This window comes from Haematospirillum sp. H4485, from assembly GCF_012102745.1.
Classification (GTDB): domain Bacteria; phylum Pseudomonadota; class Alphaproteobacteria; order Rhodospirillales; family Rhodospirillaceae; genus Haematospirillum.
In genome coordinates this window covers 1-23420 of sequence record NZ_JAAVSY010000005.1, presented here as the reverse complement: position 1 = coordinate 23420, position 23420 = coordinate 1, and the positions used below count along the sequence as shown (strand labels likewise).

Here is a 23420-nt window from a genome sequence, read left to right as displayed (position 1 = left end):
CAGGTATTCTGTCGGCCGGCACCGCGATCCGGGGTGCCTGGCTGACGGCTGTCAGGAGCGGGGTACCTTGGGGATCCAGACGGTTTGGTAGTCGACCATGGGTTCCCGGCGTCCCCGCAGCCATGGGTTCAGGGCAAGGATGACATCAGGGTTTGTGCCTTCGCGCCGGGCGAAGCTTTCCACCGTGTCGCCGTGGCGGGCCATGCCGCGCAGGACCGGGAAGTCTGCCATGCCCCTGACCTCGGTCGGGGCATAGGTGGTGTCAAGCCGCTGGTTCAGGTTGGCATTATAGTCCGCCAGTTCATGGACCCGGGCTTCCAGTTCCGCAACCTGCTGTTCCAGCTCCATGACGCGTGCGCCGGCTTCAATATTGCGGGCGATCATTGCGTCCTGGGCTGCTTTTTGTTCACGCAACGCATCCCGCAGGAACAGGGCGCTTGCCGTTGATCCCAGGACAAGACAGGTCACAAGGGCGATCCACACGGTTTTCAGCATGCGTGACGGTCGCGGAGTCATAACACGTCTGTATCCTGGGGCTTTTCCTGCGTACCGTGCGCTCAATGACACAGCAGCAGGGGCATGGTGGTATGATCCAGGACATGGCGTGTGACGCCGCCCAGGATCAATTGGCGTAGTCGGGAGTGGGTAAAGGCGCCCATGACCAGAAGGTCGGCCTGTTCCTGGCTGGCAGCTTCCAGCAGGGCACCGCCGACGGCATTGCCGGTCAGCCCGGTGGGTTTGATCTGGCGGGTCTTGATGGCAAGCCCATGCCAGCCAAGCCAATGTTCCAGGTCCCGTGTTGCGGCATCGGCATGGCCTTCATCGGCAACCAGCACGGTGATGGTTTCGGCCTTCAGCAGGAAAGGCAGCGAGGCATGGATGGCCCGCACCGCTTCCGGGCTGTTGTTCCAGGCAATGACGACAGATTTTCCCAGTTGACGCACCGGAGTACGCGGGGCAACCAACAAGGGGCGCACGCTGTCCATCAGCACGGCGTTCAGGGTTGCCTCCAGCCACGGGTCTTCTTCTCCGGTCGGGCGCCCGGCAATGACCAGATCGCACAAACGCCCCAGACGTGTTGCGATGCTGTCTTCGGACCCTGTTTCCTCGCGGAAGGAGATCGAAACAGACGACGGTCCCGGTGGTTCTTCGACAATGGGAAGGCTGTAGCGGGTTACAAGGCTGTCAAACAGGGCATGCACCCGGTTGGACTGTTCGCGGCCACGGGTTTCACACAGGCGGATCATTTCATCAACCATGGCCCCGGACATGGCTTCACCCACCAAGGGGACAGCCTGTGCCGGGTCAGGGCGCACGTGGAGAACCTGGACGTGGGCGGCAAAATCCCTTGCAACAAGCAGCGCTGTTTCAAGTGTTGAAATGCCGCCCTCGGTATCTGGAACAACCGCTTGCAGGATGCGTAAACTGGACATCTATACAGGCTCCCTTCGTAGCGGGAGAGGTGTGCGCGTGGCTGCCTCCTCTCCTATGGTATGCAGGGGAGTATGAACCAGTTCCCGGTTCCAGAAAAGCCCAAGAGACAAGCGGGGGTAGAGAATGATGCCGTATGATCCGGATGAAAGGTGTGCACATTTTCTGTGTGCGTGAATGTCATGGTGTTGTGCAGGCTCCGGGGTGGCAGAAAACAGTTCCGGACAGGATATGGCGTCATGATTTCACTTTATAGTGTATTTTTATTAATTATCTACTTGAAGTAGTCATCTTGTTTGTCGTAACAAGATCGGAACTCAAGTCTTTAATGTCTTTATGGTTGAAGTGAACCGCAAGAGGTGGAGAGTCAGGCGTCTTGGCTGTTCATTGCCACCGGGGGGCGGGAGGCTGGGGGGGAGGACTGACCGGGTCTGTACTGCCTGTATGACAGGATATCGGTGCGTGGGGGCTAAATGACATTGCGCAAGGCAACCAGTTACGAACAGTTTCAGTGGATGCGCCATAAAATTAACCCTGATGATCCGGGTCTTACATTAAGGTACAGGTTTGCCATAGATGGAGCCATTGACTTTCAGCGCCTTGACTCCTCGCTGAGAGAGGTTGTCGCAAGCAGGTTCGGGTGTCTGCTGGGTTATTTTTTCGAGAGAGATGGCGAGCTTTTTGTCGGCTGCAACAGTTTGCAGGGCACGGTTGTGGAGCGTGTTACCGATGTTTCGGAGTGGGATCATGTGGAACCTGTTGATCCGTCAGGCGACAAGCTGTTCCGGTTTGCCTGCTTTGTTGACAATGAAAAAGTCACGGCCCTGCAGCTTGAGTTCAGCCATATGGTCTTTGACGGTGCGTGCTACCGGCCATTTTTGGATGCATTTTCGGAGTCCCTGGAGCATCCGGAGTCTGCGTGTGATGCCGTTGGGCAGAAGGTAGCTGCAGGGTTTCTCGCTGTTGCCGAGGTACCGGTCGGGCAGGAATCTGTTGATTACTGGACCGCCCGCCTGAAAGGCGCGCGTCTGTTCCGGGCGCTGCCATTCTGCTACAGAATACCGAAAGAGAGAGGGGTGTATCTTTCTGTCAAGCGGACGCTTGGGCAAGACTTTCTTGTTTCCGTCAGCAAGACGCTTGCGCGTATGGACACGACACTGTTTCAGTTTCTTGTTGCTGTTACAGGTGCTGTGGTCAGGCTGTATTCAACAGCTGAAGAAGATGACGATGGCCGTGTCACCATGTCTCACACGGTGAATTGCCGAAATGAACAGCAGGCATTTGGTTGTTATACGAATCTTGTTCCCTTGTTTCTTGTCGTTGATCCCGCCCGGTCGGGAAGCAGCCTGATTGCGCATGTCAAAGAGGCACGGCAGGATGTGCGCAAGCATCAGTACGTGCCTGTGCAGCACCTGATTCAGTGGGCGGACGCCGAAGCCAATCGTCATGGTCGATTGTTCAATTTAGTGGTCAATTGTTCTGATGGGCTTATGCCTTATGCAACGCCGGATTTGGCGGGATGCCATATGGTTCTGACCAAACGCCCGGATACAGGAGGCCAGAATGACGTGGCCATCAACTACAGTTTTGATGGCCAACAGCTCTTTTTGTCGTTTGATTCATCGTCCCGCTTCCTGTCCGGAGAAACACTGAGGGCCTTGGCGGATAATTTTGTCAGGGTCGCGGCTTTTATTGCCACTTCACCGGAGCGTCCTCTGCATGAATGCGCGGTTACGAAGCCTTTGACGCCGGTTATCCGCGGCGATCGTGATGATGCTGCGCCACATGTACGTGTTCTGGAAAGGTTTCTGACTGAATCGGGCTTGCGCCCCGATGAACCGGCTGTCAGTGACGGGCAGGCAGGGCTGCTGACCTATCGGCAGCTCCATGCCGCTGTTGGGCATTTGTACCGCGACATTGTCACGCATGCGGATATCCCACCGGGTGCGGCTGTCGGCATCTTTCTGGAGCGTACGGTTGCCTTGCCGGCAGCGTGCCTTGGTGTCATGGCATCGCAGCGCACTTTTGTGCCCATGGACCCGCTGTTGCCCGATGAACGGCTTGTTTCCATGCTTGATGTATCCAATATCGGTATCATGTTGGTTGACAGCTGCACGTGCGCCAGGGCGGCGACCTTGTTTCCCGGCGTGCCCGTTGTTGATGTCCCGGCCTGTCTTGAGGCTGCCATGACGCAGCCTGGTGCCGGTGGTGGCCTTGAACAGGCACTGATGCTGGATGCACAACCTGATGCAACCGCATATGTGATGTTTACGTCGGGGTCCACCGGCAAGCCCAAGGGCGTAGCGATCAGTGAACGCAACCTGGCGAACTTTCTTGCTTCAATGCGGGTGTCGCCGGGTTTCCGGGCCGGGGAACGCATGCTGGCCCTGACGCCGGTCAGCTTTGATATTTCCATACTGGAGCTGTTGCTGCCTCTTGTATGTGGAGGCAGCCTGCATGTTGTATCCGATCAGGTTCGGATGAGTGCCGATCTGCTGGGGGATGTGCTGAACCAGGGTCAAGTGGATGTGGTGCAGGCTACGCCATCAACGTGGCGCATGCTGCAGCAGGCGGGCTGGCATGCTTCGGGCGAACTGAGGATTCTGTGCGGTGGCGAAGCGCTGGACAGGGATCTGGCTCAATACCTTCTGGAGCAGACAGGCCACTTATACAACATGTACGGGCCGACCGAGGCAACGATCTGGGCTGGTTGCTGCAGGGTGACAGAGGCTGGGCGGGTTTCCTTGGGGCATCCGGTGCTCAACAGTGCGTACTACGTTCTGGATTCCGGGGGTAACTCTGTGGTGCCCGGGATGAGGGGTGAATTGATGATTGCCGGCGAGTGTGTTGGCAAAGGGTATTTGAATGCACCGTCCGAGCCGGCCTTTGTCATGTTACCAGATGGTGTCCGTGGTTATAAAACCGGTGATATTGTCCATTACCTGTCGCACCGGAACATAGAGTATGTCGGGCGCCTGGACAGTCAGTGCAAGGTGAACGGCTATCGGGTTGATACCGGCGAGGTCAGTCAGTGCATCAAGGCGTTTGCTTCGGATGTTACGGTTTTCACCGTTGTCAGGAACAAACCGGAACCGCACCTGTGTTGCTTTGTGCAGGTTCCGGATGCGGGTGGATTTGATACAGAACAGGCTTTGCAATGGTGCCGGCAAACATTGCCGTATTATATGGTGCCCAAGGCGATTCATTGTCTGGCCACTGTTCCATTGACGGCCAATGGTAAGGCGGATGTCAAACGGCTGGGCGAGGCCCCTGTCGAGGCGTTGCCCCTTGTTGTGCCGTCTCCGCCTGTTTCCCGGTCGCGGTCTTGGGTTCGTCCGCAGGAGAAGGGGATACAGCAGGAGATCCGTGATATTCTGCGGGAGAGTCTGGGCGTTTCTGCTTCCGACCCGGACCAACCCCTGGGATGGCTGGGCCTGAATTCGATCAGTTATAACCTGCTGTCTGCTGCGATCCAGAAGCGTTTCAACATTGTGTTTCGCAGTTACGAATTTTACCAGTTCAACACCATCAACGAGGTGGCGGAAGCCATTTGCCAACGCCAGTCACCGGATCAGGCCGTCCGGACGGAAAAAGCCGGTGTTGTCCATCATCCTGACGGGACGGCAGATGCCAGACTGGCGATTGTTGGCATGGCGGCCACCTTGCCGGGCGGGGATGATGTGGCAACATTCTGGCGTGCCCTTCTGGACCGCAAGGACTGTATTGCTGTTGCGCCGGCGGACCGGGCCATCCGGGACTGTCGTGCGGGTTTCATTTCTTCGGTCAGGGGTTTTGACGCACGCTTTTTCTCCATCTCGCCTCTGGAGGCATCCAGAATGGATCCACGTCAACGTCTGTTGTTGCAGGCTGCGTGGAAAGCGCTGGAGGATGCGGGCTATGCACCGTCCCGTCTGTCCGGCGGTCGGATTGGCTGTTATATGGCGGCTGCGGGTGGGGATTACGCGCTGTTGCAGGCCCGTGACAACGAAGAGCAGACGCCGTATTCCCTGTCAGGTCATTCGCTGAGCATGCTGGCCAATCGTTTGTCTGTTTTTTTCGACTGGAACGGTCCTTCGTTTACCTTGGACACAGCATGTTCCGGGGCGTTGACCGCGCTTGTGAAAGCGTGTCGTGACCTGCAGTCCCGTGTTTGTGATGCGGCCATGGTCGGTGGCATAAACCTGATTCTGGACGCGCAGGTCAATCAAGGGCTGGAGGCAGGGCGTTTCATGTCCCCGGACAGCCGTTGTGCCACGTTTGACGAGCGGGCCAATGGTTATGTAAGGGGAGAGGGGTACGGCTGTTTTTTCGTAAAAAGATTACGGGATGCGCAGGCAGACGGTGATCTTGTCCATGCTGTGATCGAGAATGTGGCGGAAAACCATGGCGGCAGGGCCAATTCACTGACATCCCCCAACCCCAATGCGCAATATCGCCTCCTGCTGGATGCCTATACGCCGGACTTGGCGCGGCGGGTCAGCTACATTGAAACCCATGGCACAGGGACCCGTCTGGGTGATCCTGTGGAGGTGGCGGCCCTGAAACGTGCGTTTCAGGAACGAGTTGATCCGGGTTCTGCACAAAAAATTTGGCTTGGTGCGGTCAAGTCAAATATCGGACACCTGGAGCCGGCGGCTGGCGTTGCGTCCATGGTGAAGGTTATCAAGGCCTTTGAGCATGGGCACTTGCCCGCCAATTTGCATTTTCAGCGGCTCAATCCCGAGATTGACCTGTCATCGTCGCCTTTCAGGGTCTTGGCGGACAGCGTTTCCTGGCAGGGTGAGGAACCGCTGACTGCGGGCGTCAGTTCTTTCGGTTTCGGGGGGACCAATGCCCATGTTGTCCTGTCTGCGCCATTCCGGCAGGACCGTCGTTCCGTGATCCGGTACGACAGGTATCTGATACCGGTTTCTGCCCGTACCGGGGCTTCTCTTATGGGAAATATGGCGGCACTGGAAGACTTTGTCGCAGGGCATTGTGCCGTGCTGGCAGAGTGTGGACTGGCTGACCTGGCCTTTGCCCTGAGTTGTGGGCGCGAGCATTTCGAGCACAGGCAAGCTTGGTTGGTGAGTGGGGTGGACGACTTGCTGCTACAGCTTCGTTCCCGCTGTTCCGGTGTGCATGTGCCGCAGTACAGGCAGATCGTTGCCGATGTTGTTGATCCCGGTGAACTGGATGATCCGGAGATGCTGGAGCACACAAGAGTCCGTTATCTGGAGGGCTGCTCCATTGACTGGTGGCGTCTGTACGAGGGTTCCGATGTCGTCAAAATGAGATTGCCAACGTACCGGTTTGACGAGCGTGCGTATTGGTACGCCAGGGACTGAACGGACCGAATTGGCGCTGTCAGGGACAGCACCGGGGGGATAGAGGGGCTGGTGATGAGACCATGTAGTGAGGTCAGGGACTCTTTTTTTGATATGGAAGGATGCTGGCGTCTTCTGGATGACGGTAGAGGGTACCGCGTCACGTTACGCGATGATCATCCTTACTTCTCGCACCATCGCGTGCGTGGCTGGAAAGTCCTGCCTGGCGTGGTGTATCTGGAACTGGCTTTGGGAGCGGTTGCCAGGCAAAAACCGGATTTTCATCCCGGTTTTCTTGATGAAGTGGTCTGGTTGCGTCCCGTTCTTGCTGGTGCGCCGGAGACGGAGATAGACATCCGGTTGTTGCCGGCAGGCCCCGGACGCATAGACTTTCGTATCGAGCACGGGCATGAGGTCTGCGGGAGTGGTGTCCTGAATGTGGCGGCTGTGTCCACATGCACAGATCATCTGGCGACACCATTGTCTGTGCGCAACCAGATTGATGAACAGACCGGGGACCACTTTCCGGGAAGTGCGGTTTACGCTGCATTTGCCGATATGGGAATCGTCTATGGGCCTTGTTTCCGGCGCATCAGTTATGTGCAGCGCCAATCCAACAAGGCGTTGTCCTGGCTTGGCAACCATGATGGCATTTTTCTGGGATGGGCCGGTTTGCTGGACTGCGCATTCCAGGCGGGTATGGCGATCTCCATCGGTGAGCGCAGGGAAAGCCTGATGCCCTATTCCCTGGGGAGGCTGATATTGCATCAGGCATTGCCTGATCATGCGTTGGACAGAGCCTTTGTGCTGACGGAGAAACTGTCGCCGTTTCGTACCAATCTTACGGTCTTTGATGAAGCGTATACCCCTTTGCTGTCTGTTTTTGACCTGGGCGTCAAGCCATCGCATCTACAATGAAGGAGTATGAGGTCCATGAAGTTTCCCGGAGTTCCTCAGGCAGCTGTTGATTCGCTGGTGTTTTCCCCTGAGTGGACGAGTCTGCCCCTGGCTGCTGCGTCCGGGATGGATGTACCCCGCATTCTTGTTGTTCCGCCTTCGCAGTCATCACTGTACCGGGATCTTGTCGATCGTTTCCCCCGTACCGAAGTCTGTCTTCTGAACCGGCAGTCTATTGATGATCTGGCGCGGGCTGTCGATGGCCATGTATCCCCGAATTTATGCTTTGTCACCTGTACGCCTTGGCGTGCGGCTGTGCCGGACGAGGACATCCGGGCCTTCTTCCATCTGATCAAGGCGCTGTCTGACAAGCCTGTGGTCACGTTGGATGTATTCACAGACAAGGCGGTTGCCAGCCCGTTGTTCGAGAGTGTCACTCATCCGGTGGACGGGGTTTATGTCGGTTTGGTGCAAACCTTGGCCAGGGAGCGCCCGGAGTGGACCGTGCGCAGTTTCTCGCTACAGAAGCTGACACCGGATACCCTCTGGAAGATGCTGCGTGTGCCACTTCCAACCTTGCCCGGTGTGCCGGTATGCATTGCCCACGGCCGGTACGGCGAGCCTGTGATGAAACCTGTGACCCTGAGCCCATGGCCTGAGCGGTCTGCTTTCCGGCAACAGGGAACCTATGTCATTCTTGGTGGTGCCGGTGGCTTGGGGAGCATGCTGGCGGAGTATCTGGCAGCTCGCTATCAGGCAAAACTTGTTCTTCTCGGGCGTCGTGCGGAGGCGCGCAATCTGCTGGCGCGGTTGCGTGACCTGGGGGCTTCCGGGGCGGCTTATCATTCTGTCGATCTTGGTGACCGTGCATCGTTGCAGGCTGTTATGGACCAGTATGCTGTCATTCACGGCGTGGTGCATTCTGCTTTGGTGCTGGAAGATGCGTCGCTGGCAGCCATGTCGGAAGAGACCCTGTTCAACGTGTTGCGACCCAAGGTACACGGGGCATACAACCTGGCACGTGTATTGAAGGGCAGGGCGCTGGATTTCTGCCTGTTTTTCTCGTCCATACAATCCTACATCGCCAACCCCGGTCAGGGGAACTACACCGCAGCCTGTGTGGCCAAGGATGCTTTCGCAGATGTGTTGCACAATGGATTGATGATCAACAGCAAGGTTATCAATTGGGGATATTGGGGTTCTGTGGGTGTGGTGGCCACCGAACGATACCGGGAACGTATGAGGAAGTTGCAGATTGGTTCCATTGAAGCGGATGAGGGGCTTGCCATCATCGAGCGCTTTCTGGTGACGGATTGCAGGCAGATTACTGTTGTGAAGGCATCTGATGCAGCATTGGAACGTTTGCGTATCACGCCTCATCCCTCTATGCAGACACCTGCCGTGAACGGGGCTGCCTTGATTCCACCTTACAGTGCGGACGATGCGTTGGTAGTGCGCAACAAGGCGATGTCTGCCGCACTGCAGGACTATGCGCGCTGGAGCTTGAGCCAGGTTCGCATGCCGGAACGTGTAGAGCCAAAGTTTGACAAGCTGGTGGCGGCGCTTGGAAGCATCAGTGCCGATGCTGTGTCGTGTTGCGCGGATGCTATACGGCGCTATCCAGAGCTTGAAGGACATGTTCGGCTGCTGGACCAGTGCATACAGAATTTGCCTGCTGTTTTGCGCGGTGACATTGACCCACTTGGCGTTCTTTTCCCCGATGGTTGCTTTGATCTGGTCGAGCCTGTGTATCGCGGCAATCCGATTGCAGATTACTTTAATAAGGTTGTTGCCAGAATTGTGTCCAACTATCAGAAGGCACGTGTCGGGCGTCCTTTACGCATTATCGAGATCGGTGCAGGTACTGGCAGCACAACCCGGTTTGTCTTGCCGGAGCTGGTGCCGGGCCATGTCAGCTATACCTTTACAGACCTGTCGTTTGCATTCTTGAACAAGGCCAGGAAACAGTTTTCTGCGTATCCCTTTGTGGAATACAAGATCTGCGACATCGAAAAACCACCTGTATTCGGGGATGTTTTTGATGTTGTCATTGCCGCCAACGCCATACATGCCACCACGAACCTGCCGGAAAGCCTGCGCCAGGTTCGTGCTCTGTTAAGCGATGACGGCATATTTGTACTGAACGAGATTACGTCCTGCCAGGATTACGCGACACTGACCTTTGGCCTTACGGATGGCTGGTGGTTGAGCCAGGACCTGTACCGTATTCCTGACAGTCCCTTGTTGTCCGGAGACAGCTGGCGGCGTCTGATCCTGGAAGCCGGATTTCAGGACGTGGATGCCCATGGCGGTGAAGACCAGCAGGTGCTTGTGGGGTTTGCGGGAACCGTTGTGCAACAGGGTGCGCCGTGCCGTCTGGAAGATCCGCAGACGCCGTCCTTCCGCCCCGAAGTGCTTCAGGCCGGTGTGGTCGCGGCGGGTTCTGCACCGCAGGAGAAGCGTGCCAGCCTGGTGTCCATAGAAGACTTTTTGCGCCAGACCATTGCCGACGTGTTGCAGTTCGATCCCGGCGAGATCGAGTGTGACATGCCCTTCAGCGAGATGGGCATTGACTCTCTCATTTCCATGGAGCTCCTGAAGCCGATCAAGGCGAGAACAGGATATCTGCCTGCCACGATCCTGTTTGAGTATCCCACAGTCCGGCAACTTGCGCAGCATGTGCTGGAGTCAGGGCTGGCTTGGCACGAAGTGGATAGGGACGAGGCACTAGGTCTTGTCCCGGCCGGGGAGTACGCCGCACCGTCATCACCGGGCCGTGGCAGTTTGATGGAAATCATGCGTCAGGTCCGTGCTGTCATTGCAGATACCATGATGATGGCACCGGAGGAAATTGATGCGGAAACGCCGTTTTATGAGTATGGCGTTGACTCCATTATTTCACTGGAATTGCTTCGCCTGCTGAAGGAGCGATTTGGCTATCTGCCGGCAACAGTCCTGTTTGAATATCCGTGTCTGCGGTTGCTGTCAGAGTATCTGGCAACGTTGTCATCTGCTTCCGGTACGGGATCCGGGGGCGCACCCATGCCGGTTCTCGATACCGGTTCAGACGAAGGTGACGATGGGGCTGACGGGCAGGGGCGGTGCCTGTGGTCAGCTTCCGGTGATTCGCAGATGCCGTCGTGGCGTCGTGGTGATATCGCCATTATCGGTATGGCCGCCCGATTGCCAAAGGCGCAGGACGTGGCGCATTTCTGGGACAATCTGCGCAATGGTCGTGACTGTACGGATGTGATTCCGGCAGAGCGCTGGAATCAGGACGGGTTCCTTGCTGACGTCCCCCGGAATGGTCGTGGCAGTTATACCAATCGCGGTGCCTTCATCGACGACGTGGACGCATTCGATCACGTTTTCTTTAATCTGATGCCCAATGAAGCGGCCAGGATGGATCCGCAGGAGCGAATCCTGATGGAGCAGATCTATCGTGCAGTGCTGGATGCAGGGTATTCCCGCAGGCAGTGGGCGGGTAGCGACACAGCTGTATTCGTTGGTGTCATGAACGGTGATTATGCCTGGCACACGCCGGCGCATGCAACGACAGCACCTGCGACGTCGCTGTTCTGGTCCATGGCTAATCGCGCCTCCTATTCTTTTGACTGGCGTGGTCCAAGCATGGCGGTGGATACGGCTTGTTCGGCGTCGCTGACAGCCCTGCACCTTGCCTGCCAGTCATTGAGAAGCGGGGATTGTGACCAGGCGGTGGTGGGAGGAGTGAATCTTGTCACGCACCCCCGTCATTATGAGTTGCTGTGCGGCTTGCATATGCTTTCCAGAAGTGGTCGGTGCAAGCCTTTTGGTGCCAATGCGGATGGTTTTGTCGATGGCGAGGGCGTGGTGTGCCTGGTGGTGAAGCGGGCAGAGGACGCCATGCGTGACAATGACCGGATTTATGCCTTTATCAAGGGATCGGCTATCAACGCCGGCGGTCGCTCCAACGGGTACACGGCACCGAACCCGGATGCACAGGCGGCGTTGATTGACAAGGCCCTGCGGGCAGCTGGTGTTTCTGCCCGGGATCTTGGTTATGTGGAGGCACACGGTACCGGTACGGAACTGGGTGACCCTGTTGAACTGCGTGCGTTGAGTAGGGGTTATGCCGAGGCAGCGTGCCAGAGTATTCGTCTGGGGTCGGTCAAGTCAAATGTGGGGCATCTGGAATCGGCTGCTGGCCTTTGTGGTGTATTGAAAGCGGTTTTGCAGATGTATCACGGCGAGTGGGTTCCCTCGCTGCATGCGGAGCAAACCAATCCCCATCTGGACTTTACCCGTACCCCGTTTTTGCTGAACAGGGACCGGGGTGCGTGGGATCCAGATGTACCGCGCATGTCTGCAGTCAGTTCATTCGGCGCAGGCGGTGGCAATGCCCATGTCGTGATCCAGGGGGTGCCCCGGGCGCCGGTGCCGATGGTAACGGGACAGGATGTGTATGTTATTCCACTGTCCCATCACTGCAGCGCGGGATTGCAACAAACGCTGGACTGTTTGCATGAGTGGCTGTCCCACCGGCAGGTAGACATGTATGCGTTGGCCTGCACGCTGGCGTGTGCGCGTGATCACAACCGGTTCCGTCGTGCATTGGTATGTCATGACCAGGCCGGGCTGATCCAGCAGTTGGGGCAGGATCTGCAAATATCTTCGGCCTTGCCGCGGGAAGAGGTTTCGGGGCAGCCGCCGCAACAGCTGACCGGTGACAATGCCGGGTATGTTGCGGCACTGTACGAGGCCGGACAGGATCTACCCTGGGACGAGTTCTATCCACAGCGGTGTTTGGTGCCGGTTCCGGAATATGTGTTCATCCGTCATCGCCACTGGATTGATTCTGTTGAGTCCGGCTTCAAGGGTTTCCGTTCCTTGATACAGGCTCATCGTATCAATGGTCAGGTCATGGCGCCGGCCGCCTGGACCCTGTCGAACCTGTGCGGACGTCTTGATGGTGGTGGTTTTGCCGACATTATGTGGCAAGACAGGATTACCGATCCACAGCTGGTGGACATGGTTGAAGAGGGAGACCGTACGTTCTTTGTCGGACGGGACGGGTATACCCGGTATTGCAGTGCAGAGCGCACCCGGAATGAGGAGGCTCCTGCGAACATTGCGGCTGTCCTTGCGCGTACGGGTATGGAAAATACCCTGGAAGCGGTATGCGGTGGTTCCCGTTTATCCCGGGCAGAGATCTATGCGGGGTTCAGGCAGCGTGGCTATGACTATGGGGCTCCCCTGCAGGGCATTCGCTGGGCGCAGGTCAGTCCGGGTTTGGTCCGGGCCTTTTTACAGGTTGACCATGACTGGGGGCAGCTGGTGTCACCTGCGCTGCTGGATGCTGGTCTGCAGCTGGCGATTCTGGTTCCGGTGGATGCGGGACGTGACGGAACAGCGGTCTTTATGCCCTGTCATCTTGGCCGTTTGGTGGTGAAACGTTTGCCGGACAATGAAGCCGTGTACGGCTATTGCCTGGAACGTACGATGGGGCAGGCCAGCAAGGCCAGGCGTTTTGATTTCTATTTTACAGATATGCGGGGAGAGGTGCTGATCATGCTGGAAGATATGATGTCCGTGGTCGTGCGTCCGAACGCAGGAGAAGGGGCTGGTGATACGCATGCTGGACCTGCAAGGCCGGAATCCCGGTTCGAGATCTTTGATCTTGGTTGACGCAGGAGCCCGGGGGTCCGGGTGCCACCTGATGAACTATGGCAATGGAAGTGCTGGAACAATGGAAATCGTAATGTTTCCCGGCCAGGGATCGCAGCATCCAGGCATGGGGAGAGATATGTTCGACCGTTACCCGACGCAGTGCCGTGCTGCAGAAGATATTCTGGGCTATTCGATTTCCGACCTGTGCCTGGAAGACCGTGATGGACGCCTGAACCAGACAGTGTATACCCAGCCGGCGCTTTATTTTGTGTGCTGTCTGGCTTACCTGGATTACCTGGAGCGGGCTGGCCGCCATTTTGATGATCCCTTTGATGGCTGTTTGACGGGGCACAGTCTGGGGCTGTTTCCAGCGTTGTTTGCAGCGGGGGTTTTTGACCTTCTGACAGGGCTTGGCATTGTTGCCAAACGTGGGGAGCTGATGCAGGCGATTGGTGGGGGCGGTATGCTGGCGGTGTTGGGGGATCATACCGACACCGTGCGGGAGACGTTGGTCCAGCTGGACTGCTTCGATGTGGATGTTGCCAATGACAATGCGCCGGGACAGGTGGTGTTGAGCGGCAGGGAAGAGCGTATGCAGCAGCTTGCCCCCTTGTTGGAACAGCACGGGTACCGCTGCGTGCCATTGTCGGTCAGTGGTGCATTTCATTCCCGTTACATGGAGCCTTGTCGAGAGCAATTTACAGAGTTCCTGCTTGGGCTTGATCTCAACCCACCACAGAAAACCGTGATCTCGAGCACCAGTGGCGAGGTTATCGGTGGCGAGCACCTCATTGAAGACATGGCGTTCCAGCTGGTGAAGCCAGTGCGCTGGTCGCGGACCATCCAGCATCTGTTGCGGCGTTATCCGCAGGCGCATTTTGTCGAGCTGGGTCCGGGGCGGGTTCTTGCCAACCTGCATGCAAAAATTTCAGGTGCAGTTGCCACGCAGGCAACGGCTTGATGCATGGAGGTAAAAAATGAAAACACATAATATTGCCGTGATTGGCGGTGGCGGCGCGGGTGCGGTGGCGGCATGGATGCTGGGCAAAAGCAACAAGGTTACGTTGTTTGAAGCCAGCGATTATCTGGGTGGTCATGCTTACAGTTATCCTGTCGAGACAGAGGCGGGAACCCGGTATGTCGATATGGGCGTGGAGTATTTCAACGAGCGCCTTTCTCCGAATGTGTGTGCGCTTCTGGAGCATTTCGGTATCGAAAGCTATGTGGCGCCGTTGACCATGCATGTGGAGTTTCCCGGAGAAGGACGGTTCTGGAACAATATGACCGGGAAGGGCGACCTGGCTGCGGAACTGCGGCAGGAGTTTGACCAGTTCCATCTTGATATGGCAGCCGTGCTGAGTTCGGGGGATGAACGCTACAAGAAAATGAGCATCGGTCAGTATCTGGACGAAAGAGGGTACTCGGACGCATTCCGGTATCAGGCGCTGGTGCCTCTGATGACAGTTTACTCCGGCTGTAATGCTCCTTCGCTGGACTATACGCTGATGTATGTCGCCATCTCCTTTAACATGAATCTGCTTTCGTTCTTTTCACCGGGTTATTGGCGTAAGGCCAAGGGCGGCATGAGTGCTTACTTGAAGTGCATTGCCCACGAACTGGGAGACCGGATAAAACTGGGGACGCAGGTGGATCGTGTCATTCCTTCCCCGGCGGGTGTAACGGTGGAGTTCAACGGCAAAAGCCGGTGTTTTGACCACGTGATATTTGCTACCCATGCTGATACAACCCTGTCCATGCTGGTGACAACGGATCGGTTGTATCAGGACATTCTTGGTGGGTTCGAGCATGTTCCTGTCAAGAGTTACCTGCACCATGACGGGCACTGGGTCAGCCCGCAGGGCGATGGGCACTATTGCCAGTTCCGAATGCCCGATGCCTTCGGTAGCGGATCTCTGAAAACACAATACGGAACGCTCACACGTGTCAACAACGTCCTGCCTCCGTACCAGGGCGTGGACAAGCCGCTGCTGGTAACCTTTGATCCCAAAGCTGCGATCAAGCCGGAATACATCGTTTGCAAGAAGGCATGGAAGCTGCCCAAGCTCAGGCCGGCCGACTTCCGCCGCAAGACCCGTATCAGGGAGATACAGGGCGTCAACAATCTGTGGTTCTGCGGAACAGATACCAGTCTGACAGGACACGAAGGTGCCATTGTGTCGGCCATGGTGGTCGCAGATCGACTGGGGGCGGCCTATCCATACCGCAATAACACCTTGGCCTGCGTGCAGTTCAAGGTTGTCAAGGACATTATGGGTGTCAATACGCCGGGCGAGACAGTCGTGTCCTGGATGGGTGATGCAATCTTCCGTGTTGCGAGGACCTTGTCCCTGCACAAGGAGCAATCCCACAAATTTATCAAGGACCTGATCGTCTAGGGGAGCCGGGCCATGTTGTTGCAAAAAGAGAAGGCGTCTGTGGTCATTTTCAATATGCAGCTGGATTTGATTCCCTTGCTGCAGAATGGCACCCAGTTGTTGAATGACTGCTGCTGGTTGGCAGATATGTGTTGTGACCTGCAGGTACCAACCCGGATTATCGAGCACAAGAAACTTGGCAAACTGTCGCGGTCCCTGACCGAGGTGGCGGGCAAGGCGGATTATCTGGAGAAAACCCACTTTGATTTCATGGAGGAGCCGGTTGCAGCAACGGCTGTGGAGGCTGCCGGGCAGGATCACTATGTGCTGGCCGGAGCGGAAACCCACGTCTGCATCCTGCAATCCGCGTTCCGTCTGCAAGCGCAAGGGAAAAAGGTGTTTCTTCTGGCTGATACATGTTCCGCGCGGTCCCGAACCGATCACGAGGCGGCGCTGCAGCGCCTTGGGCGGAGTGGTATCGAGCTGATTACCCGGGAAATGTTCTTTTTCGAACTGATCCGGCATTCCGAGTACCCCAATTACCTGAATCTGGCGATGAAATATCTGGATGGTCGCTACATTCGTTGACCGCTTTTGAACGGCGTATGTCCCGGTGCGGGAAGACCGGGATTCCGAGGCATGATGGGAGTGGTGTACGAATGGAAATGTTGAGACGGGAAGAGTTGCAGGTTGCCATGCCCCCCGGCAGCGATATTGAGGTTGGGCGTGTGCTGGTGGCAACAGACAGTGCTGAGGCAGCAGAAGCGGCATACGCCATGGGGGCAGCGGTTCTGCGCCTGGACCAGATGTCGGACAAGGCGGATATGCAGGCGGTGCTGGAACGTGTCGGTGTTGGCCGGGATATTGTTGCAGTGATGTCCGGTCGTGATCGGCCGATGGCATCATTGAACCGGGAAAGCTGGATGTCCTGCAGCCGTTACAGCCTTGAGTTCCTGCGCTGGATATTCGCGCAGAACCTCGCCGTCCATATCGTGTCGTTTCATACACAACAGGACGTTCTGTCCGCCCTGTTCGAGGGACTGGCGCGTTCGGCCTGCCTGGAAATGCCGCGCTGTGTCCTTACTTCGGTGCGGATTCCTTCAGGCCCCCTCGGTGCAGGGTTGCCGGATTGTCTTTCTGCCGCACTTTCCTTGCCGGGGAAACGTTTGAGGTTTGGGGAGGAGGGACTGTTCAGGGAGTTATGGGTTGCCGCTGGGCCGGGTACCGATGGGGCAATGCCGTTGCATGACGGTGACACGGTTGTGCTGATTGGCGGTGCGGGGGGCGTCGGGCGGGAACTGATCCGCGTTTTGCAATCGGCCTGTCGCCTCAATGTGGTCGTGCTGGGTCGCAAGGTGCCGGATGCTGCGTTGATACAGATGCTGAAGGTATGTGGTGCGAGATGCTATCTGCGCGTTGATGCCACGGACCATGGTGCTCTGGATTCAGCCTTCGTGCATATCCAGAAAGAATTTGGCCCAATCAAGGCGGTATTTAATCTGGCGGGGATACTTGATGACTGTCTTTTTCACAATCTGAACGTGGAGCGCCTGCACCGGACGCTGTTTGCCAAGGTCGAGGTGGCCCTGAACCTTGCGGCTTTGCAGCAGTCTTATCAACCCCGTTATGTGGTTAATTTCAGCTCTCTTACAGCAACTGTCGGCAATGTTGGACAGTGCGCATACGGGGCCGCCAACGAATTCGTCGAACGGGCATCGGAGCAGTTCCCGAACTGGTATAGCTTTGCCTGGGGGTTGTGGCGTTCGCAGGGGATGCAGATGCCCTTGGACGGGTCTGGTCTGATTCCGATGGATCCGCAGACAGCCTGCCGACGCATGCTGTCTGCCCTGGTGGCGGAAGAACGTCATCTGGTGATCTATGATGGCGAGGTAGATAGTCTGGCGGTACTGCGTGGTGATGTGGCTGTGCCGGAACGGGGAAGCGAGCCTGATGGTGTTGCCTGTGTACCACTGGTTGATATGGATCGCGGGAAACTGGTGGAACGGACGCGTCGTTGGCTCAAGGGTATCGTGTGTCGTCACAGTGGACTGAAAACGCTGAAGGACGACGAAAACATGCTGGACAGGGGACTTGACAGTGTTGCCAGCATTCAGATCAGTACGGACGTTGCGGCACAACTGTCGTCCCGAGGTACGTTCAAGCTCAGTCGTGCCATTTTGTTCGAGTGCCCTACGATTGCACAACTGGCAGATTATGTGTTGGAGCGGGCGGGTTCACAGTTGCACGCCTGCTTGCCGGATGCAGATGGTGTAACGGCAGAACCGGCATCGGGCCGGCAACATACCGGGCAATCCTGGATGAATGTGCTTCATGCTGCGCCTGCTACCGATATTGACGCGATTGACCGCAGCCGGACGCGGGATAAAGATCCCGCACGGGAAGCAGAGGCAGATCTTGCGGCGGCTGTTTATCGGGATGATGACATCGCAATTGTCGGCATGGCGGGTGAATTTCCCAATGGTGCGACCATTGATGCATTTTGGCGTTCACTGGCTGATGGCAAAGATGCCATACGTGTTATTCCACGGGAGCGCTGGGATTGGCGGCAGGATTATTCAGCCTCGGTCGGGCAGGCTGGGACGGCTTATGGTCGTCACGGTGGTTTTATAGAGGGGTTTGCTGAATTCGATCCTGCGTTTTTCAACATTGCGCCGGTGGATGCTGAAGTGATTGATCCCCAGGAAAGGCGTTTCCTGCACGTCAGTTACCATGCACTGGAAGATGCGGGTTACTTCATATCCCCGGGGCGGGACGTTGGTGTATTTGTTGCTGCCATGTTTGGCCATTACCAGGATCTGGATGCTCCTGGACGCGTGGTTGACAGTTCATTTGCCGCCATTGCCAACCGTGTCTCTTATGCGTTTGACCTGCAAGGCCCCAGCCTGGCAATTGACACCATGTGTTCGGGGTCCCTGACTGCCCTGCATATGGCGTGTAACAGTTTGCGTCTTGGTGAGTGCCGCATGGCTCTTGCCGGTGGGGTGAACATCATGGCACATCCCGGCAAATACAGGCTTTTGTCCCAAGGCCGGTTTTTAAGTCCCAGTGGCCGCTGTCATGCCTTTGGTGTGGACGCCGATGGCTATGTTCCCGGCGAGGGTGTTGCGGTGGTGGTGCTGAAATCCGTCGCTGATGCTATTCGTGATCAGGATATTCCCTACGCCATTATACGTGCCACAGCGATTAACTCCGGTGGAAGGACCAGCAGCTTTACGGTTCCGTCTGTACGGGCACAACAGCATGTTATTCAGGAGGCATTGCGTAAATCTGGCGTGGAACCGGCCTGTGTCAATTATGTAGAGGCGCATGGTACCGGTACCGGGCTTGGTGATCCCATTGAATTGCAGGCATTACAGGGTGCGTACGGGGAAGGCAAGGAGGTCCCCTGTTATCTTGGTTCAGTGAAAAGCAACATCGGACACCTGGAATCTGCTGCGGCAATGGCGGGACTGTTCAAGGTCGTTCAACAGTTTTCTCATGGGCAGCTTGCCCCCACCCTGCATTGTACCATCGAGAATCCTTACCTGGATATTGAGCAAACCCGATTTCGGCTTGTGCGGGAAAAGCAACCTTGGCCTCTGGTGGGTGGGGTTACGCGTTTTGCCGGCCTCAGCTCTTTTGGAGCGGGTGGATCCAACGGCCATGCCATTCTCCAGCAGTATCTTCCGGGGGGGGCAACTGTAACAGCTCCGATGCAGGCAGAGTATCTGATTGTGTTGTCGGCTCCCAACCGCAGTGGACTACGGCGGGTCAAGCAACAGCTTGCGGCATATTTGCGCACCCGTGATCATGTTTGTTTATACAGTCTGAGTTATACGCTGTGTTGCGCCAGGCAACATCATGTCGAGCGGGAATGCCATGTGGTTGGGTCTGTACCGGCATTGATCGACAGGTTGGAGCGTGGCCATGCGTCTATGGACGATATTCCAGCGGGCACCATGTTTGCGCCTTTTATGCGTGCCTATCTCCAGGGGGATGCCACCGATTTTACGGACTGCTTTCCTGTCAAATCGCTGCTTCGGGGTCTGCCCGGTTATCCTTTTGCCCGTGATGTTTACTGGGCGCCGACGCTGAAGGCAGACCCTCGTCCGACGCCGGTCATACCTGCAGCGCACGATCACGCGTCACTGCCTTCCGTTCTGTTGGCTCCGTTATGGCAGCGCCATGCCGTGCCGACCTCGTTACGACGTGTGACATCGGTGGTTGTTCTGGCCTCACCGGAGCAGTCCTTGCCCCATATGATCGGCAATGTGAAGGTTCTGCGTATCAATCCGGGTGCGATGTTATGTTTTGGTCACAATGAAGTGACGTTGCGCCCAGACAATCCGGAAGACCTGGCCCGGGCTCTGGATTACATCACGCAGGAGCAACATCAGGAGGAGATTCACTGGATAAATTTCAATGTTGCCTGGAGTGATGCAAAGGCACTGCATTTGGCGAAGGCACTGCAGGCCTGCTTGCGTCCGTGTGTCATATTGAATGTCAACGATCCTGTACAGTCTCCGGAGAACATTGCCATGGGCGGTGTTTTCAGGGTTCTGGCGCTGGAAAATACAGATATTTGTTACAGACAGGTCCAGTTGGCGAAGCCTGCGTCGGATCTTGACATGGAAGACTGGCGTTGGCTGTTGACCGAGCTTGCCGGGGCGGGTGAAGATTCCAGGGAGGTTGAATACAGGGAAGGGGAGCGCCGGGAGCGGGCGCTGCATCCTGTCGAACTGACCCGTGGTGTGCGTCTGCGCCAGGGGGGTGTGTATTTGATCAGTGGCGGCATGGGGATGATCGGCAGGGAAATCGCCTGTCGTCTTTACGCGGATTACAATGCCAGGGTGGTGTTGGTCGGGCGTTCTTCCCTGTCGCAGGAGCGTGAGGCCTGGCTGGAGCAATGGCCCGGAGGCGCGGTGTCCTATCAGCAGGCTGATATTGCTGACCCTATTCAGGCGCAGCGTGTGGTAACGGGTGTTTTGCAAGAATTTGGCTGCCTGAATGGCGTTATACAGTCTGCTGGTGTGTTAAGGGATACCCAGGTCCAGAACAAGTCGTTGGCCGACTTTTCTGCGGTCATGTCGGCGAAGGTGGAAGGAACCCGGCAACTGGACCGTTGTACAGCTCATCTGGATCTGGATTTCTTCTGTCTGTTTTCTTCCATGTCCAGCATCATGGGGAACGTAGGACAGTGCGACTATGTAGCGGCCAACCGTTTTCTTGATGCGTTTGCAGCAGAGCGTAACCGGAAGGTCAGGCAGGGGGCGCGCAAGGGGCATACGTTGTCCATCAACTGGCCTCTCTGGATCGATGATCAGGACAGCGAGAACCGGATGGAGCAGTATCAAGCCCTGGCGGACTATCTGCGTCGTCATTACGGGTTTGTTCCGCTGACGCTGTCCCGGGGGGCGGAGCTTTTCATCACCTGGATCAATGGCGTTCCCGATCACCACGATCAGGTCATGGGGCTGGTGGGTGACCACAATAAAATACGCAGGCATTTTGCATTATCCCCGGTGGATTTGTCGGATGATCCACCCGTAGTTCATGATCCCGGTCATACCCACGGCCATGACCGCGTTGCAGCCTCAGGGGTACAGCTGCAGGAAGGACTGATCCATCTGGTCAAGGCCCTGACGCAGCTTCCGGAAGAGGATATCGGCATTGACCGGAGCTGGGGTGACCTTGGCCTGAATTCCGTCATGATACAGACCTTGGCGCAGGGTACAGGCAAGATCTTTGGTGTTCAGGTCCCTCCCAATGCCTTGTTTACTTATGGCAACATCCACTGTCTGGCCGAGTATTTGCATCAACAGGGTGCGGTTCCGGTGGTTTCCGGCGATTCCGTACAGCCTGTTCCAGACCGCGCCTCGCCATCGATTGTCCAGAAGGCGACACACATGGAACGTGTGCCTGCAACGCTTGTTTCTATACGGGACAGCCGATCCCCTGCAGAGGGACGCTTTGCCATTGTCGGTATGAGCGGCATTATGCCGGGTGCTGCGGATCTGGATTCCTTTTGGGATCTTCTGATAGAGAACCGCAGTGCAATCCGGCGTGTGGAGCGTTGGGGTGATACTCCTTGTCATGCAGGAACCATTGATAGAATCACGCATTTTGATGCCCGTTTTTTTGGTCTGTCTGCCCGTGAGGCGATGTTGATGGATCCGCAACACCGCCTTTTCCTGCAGACCAGCTACAATGCCCTGGCCGATGCCGGCTATAAGCCTGCCGCCCTGAGTCGCGTCGGTGTGTTTGCAGGTGTTCAGTTCAATGACTATCAGACGTTGCTGCAGTCCTGGGGGCAAAGTTCCCACCCTTATGCGGCAACCGGAAATGCTCATGCGATGCTGGCCAACCGGGTATCGTACCTGTTTGATTTCAATGGCCCCAGCCAGACCATTGATACGGCGTGTTCCAGTGCATTGGTGGCAGTCAATCGCGGGGTGATGGCCTTGCAGGGGAACGAATGTGACATGGCGTTGGTGGGGGCGGTGAGCCTGCTGATTGATCCGGCTGTCAGCGATGCCGCGCAAAGCATGGGGGTTCTGTCTCCGGACTGGCGTTGTGCCACCTTTGATGAAAGCGCCAATGGTTACGTGCGGGCGGAAGGCGTGGGGTGTGTAGTGATCAAGCGTCTGGCTGACGCACAAAGAGACGCTGACAGCATTTACGGTGTGATCGAGGCGTCAGCGGAAAACCACGGTGGTCGTGCGAATTCGTTGACAGCGCCGAACCCACAGGCGCAGGCCGTGTTGTTGCAAACGGCCTATACCCCGGAGCTGGCTGATCGGGTCAGCTACATCGAGACGCACGGTACCGGTACCCAACTTGGGGACCCTATTGAAATTGATGCCCTGCACCAGGCGTTCCATTCCCTGGCCCCGAACAGGGCCGAGGGCAGCATCGCGCTGGGTGCAGTGAAATCCAATATTGGCCATCTGGAGCCTGCCGCTGGAATGGCATCCCTGTTGAAGGTCCTGCTTTGTCTAAAGCATCGTCAATTGCCTGCGAACATTCATTTCAGCCGGCTCAATCCAATGATCCATCTTGATGATGGTCCTTTTTACGTGTTGAGCGCGGAATCGCGACTGGGAGACATCTGCTCCAAGAGTGGCGGGCATCAGTTCATTCGGTTTTGGTGGTTCCAACGCCCATGTCATTATATCCGAAGAGCCGAAAGAATCTGTGGCCCCACGCGTGAAAAGGCCTTGCTGGCTGGTAACGTTGAGCGCGCGTACTCCTTATTCTCTGGAAGGGATGCGTGTACGGCTTCTGGACTGCCTTCAAGACTCCGGTCATGAGCTGGCGGATATTGCTTTTACCCTGAACACCGGGCGTGAAGCCTTTCCTTGTCGCCTGAGCTGGATTGCTACCTCCGTCGAGGATCTCGTAACCCGCATACGCGCTACAGATCCAGACAGCATGGCCAAGTGTGCCGGTAAATCATCTTCCTGGGTACCTGATCCAGCTCAAAACGAATGGGGGGAAGTTATGCAGGAGGCCCTGAAGCAATATCAGCGGGGTGCCTTGATTGACTGGACGCCTTTATTCAAGGGCAGCGGTTGTCGCCGTTTGCACTTGCCGGGCTACGTTTTTGACACGAAGCCTTATTGGTTTGAACAGGCGTGTGAGCTTGATCGCTACATGGCTTTGAATTTTGATTGCTATTTGGCGTTTCCGATGACGAGGGCCTGTCCTGCGGCATCGACGACATCTTCAGTGATCATGGCGAGTTCATTGATGCGGATGATAC

The 23420-nt window shown here is 56.6% G+C and carries 9 protein-coding genes and 2 pseudogenes; 9 read left to right on the top strand and 2 right to left on the bottom strand.

What is annotated here, in order from left to right; genetic code table 11:
- Window positions 1-51: 51 nt before the first annotated feature.
- Window positions 52-516: a hypothetical protein gene (locus HEQ61_RS05295; protein ID WP_168020239.1), complete on the bottom strand. Its 465-nt coding sequence runs from the start codon at window positions 514-516 to the stop codon at window positions 52-54.
- 41 nt (window positions 517-557) lie between these two features.
- The gene (locus tag HEQ61_RS05290; RefSeq protein WP_168020237.1) at window positions 558-1433 is read right to left on the bottom strand and encodes a universal stress protein; all 876 of its coding nucleotides are present in this window, start codon (window positions 1431-1433) and stop codon (window positions 558-560) included.
- 471 nt (window positions 1434-1904) lie between these two features.
- Between HEQ61_RS05290 and HEQ61_RS05285 the strand changes: the two genes are divergently transcribed.
- The 9 genes and pseudogenes from HEQ61_RS05285 to HEQ61_RS05250 form a co-directional block, all read left to right on the top strand.
- A complete protein-coding gene (locus HEQ61_RS05285; RefSeq protein WP_168020235.1) occupies window positions 1905-6758 on the top strand; it encodes a beta-ketoacyl synthase N-terminal-like domain-containing protein in 4854 nt (1617 codons plus the stop codon).
- A 54-nt stretch (window positions 6759-6812) separates the two neighbouring features.
- A complete protein-coding gene (locus tag HEQ61_RS05280) occupies window positions 6813-7655 on the top strand; it encodes a polyketide synthase dehydratase domain-containing protein (protein ID WP_168020233.1) in 843 nt (280 codons plus the stop codon).
- Window positions 7656-7670: 15 nt separating this feature from the next.
- Window positions 7671-13301, top strand: a complete 5631-nt coding sequence (locus HEQ61_RS05275; protein WP_168020231.1) for an SDR family NAD(P)-dependent oxidoreductase — start codon at window positions 7671-7673, stop codon at window positions 13299-13301.
- Window positions 13249-14244 carry an ACP S-malonyltransferase gene (locus HEQ61_RS05270; protein WP_322099204.1) on the top strand — a complete coding sequence of 332 codons (996 nt, stop codon included), beginning with the start codon at window positions 13249-13251 and terminating at the stop codon, window positions 14242-14244. The genes HEQ61_RS05275 and HEQ61_RS05270 overlap by 53 nt, the downstream gene beginning before the upstream one ends.
- 16 nt (window positions 14245-14260) lie before the next feature.
- A complete protein-coding gene (locus HEQ61_RS05265; protein WP_168020229.1) occupies window positions 14261-15679 on the top strand; it encodes an FAD-dependent oxidoreductase in 1419 nt (472 codons plus the stop codon).
- Window positions 15680-15691: 12 nt separating this feature from the next.
- Window positions 15692-16246: an isochorismatase family protein gene (locus tag HEQ61_RS05260; protein WP_168020227.1), complete on the top strand. Its 555-nt coding sequence runs from the start codon at window positions 15692-15694 to the stop codon at window positions 16244-16246.
- 17 nt (window positions 16247-16263) lie between these two features.
- A pseudogene (locus tag HEQ61_RS05255) lies at window positions 16264-22677 on the top strand (SDR family NAD(P)-dependent oxidoreductase); the annotation flags it as partial.
- Window positions 22678-22777: 100 nt separating this feature from the next.
- Window positions 22778-23014: pseudogene (locus HEQ61_RS11585) on the top strand (ketoacyl-synthetase C-terminal extension domain-containing protein); the annotation flags it as partial.
- Between the two features lie 75 nt (window positions 23015-23089).
- Window positions 23090-23420 (top strand): hypothetical protein (locus HEQ61_RS05250; protein WP_168084760.1); only part of this gene is annotated, 331 nt, incomplete at its 3' end.

Coding starts and splice junctions, on each gene's coding strand:
- HEQ61_RS05295 (WP_168020239.1), bottom strand. CDS start 516: ATGACTCCGCGACCGTCACGCATGCTGAAAACCGTGTGGATCGCCCTT.
- HEQ61_RS05270 (WP_322099204.1), top strand. CDS start 13,249: ATGCTGGACCTGCAAGGCCGGAATCCCGGTTCGAGATCTTTGATCTTG.
- HEQ61_RS05275 (WP_168020231.1), top strand. CDS start 7,671: ATGAAGTTTCCCGGAGTTCCTCAGGCAGCTGTTGATTCGCTGGTGTTT.
- HEQ61_RS05280 (WP_168020233.1), top strand. CDS start 6,813: ATGAGACCATGTAGTGAGGTCAGGGACTCTTTTTTTGATATGGAAGGA.
- HEQ61_RS05290 (WP_168020237.1), bottom strand. CDS start 1,433: ATGTCCAGTTTACGCATCCTGCAAGCGGTTGTTCCAGATACCGAGGGC.
- HEQ61_RS05285 (WP_168020235.1), top strand. CDS start 1,905: ATGACATTGCGCAAGGCAACCAGTTACGAACAGTTTCAGTGGATGCGC.
- HEQ61_RS05260 (WP_168020227.1), top strand. CDS start 15,692: ATGTTGTTGCAAAAAGAGAAGGCGTCTGTGGTCATTTTCAATATGCAG.
- HEQ61_RS05265 (WP_168020229.1), top strand. CDS start 14,261: ATGAAAACACATAATATTGCCGTGATTGGCGGTGGCGGCGCGGGTGCG.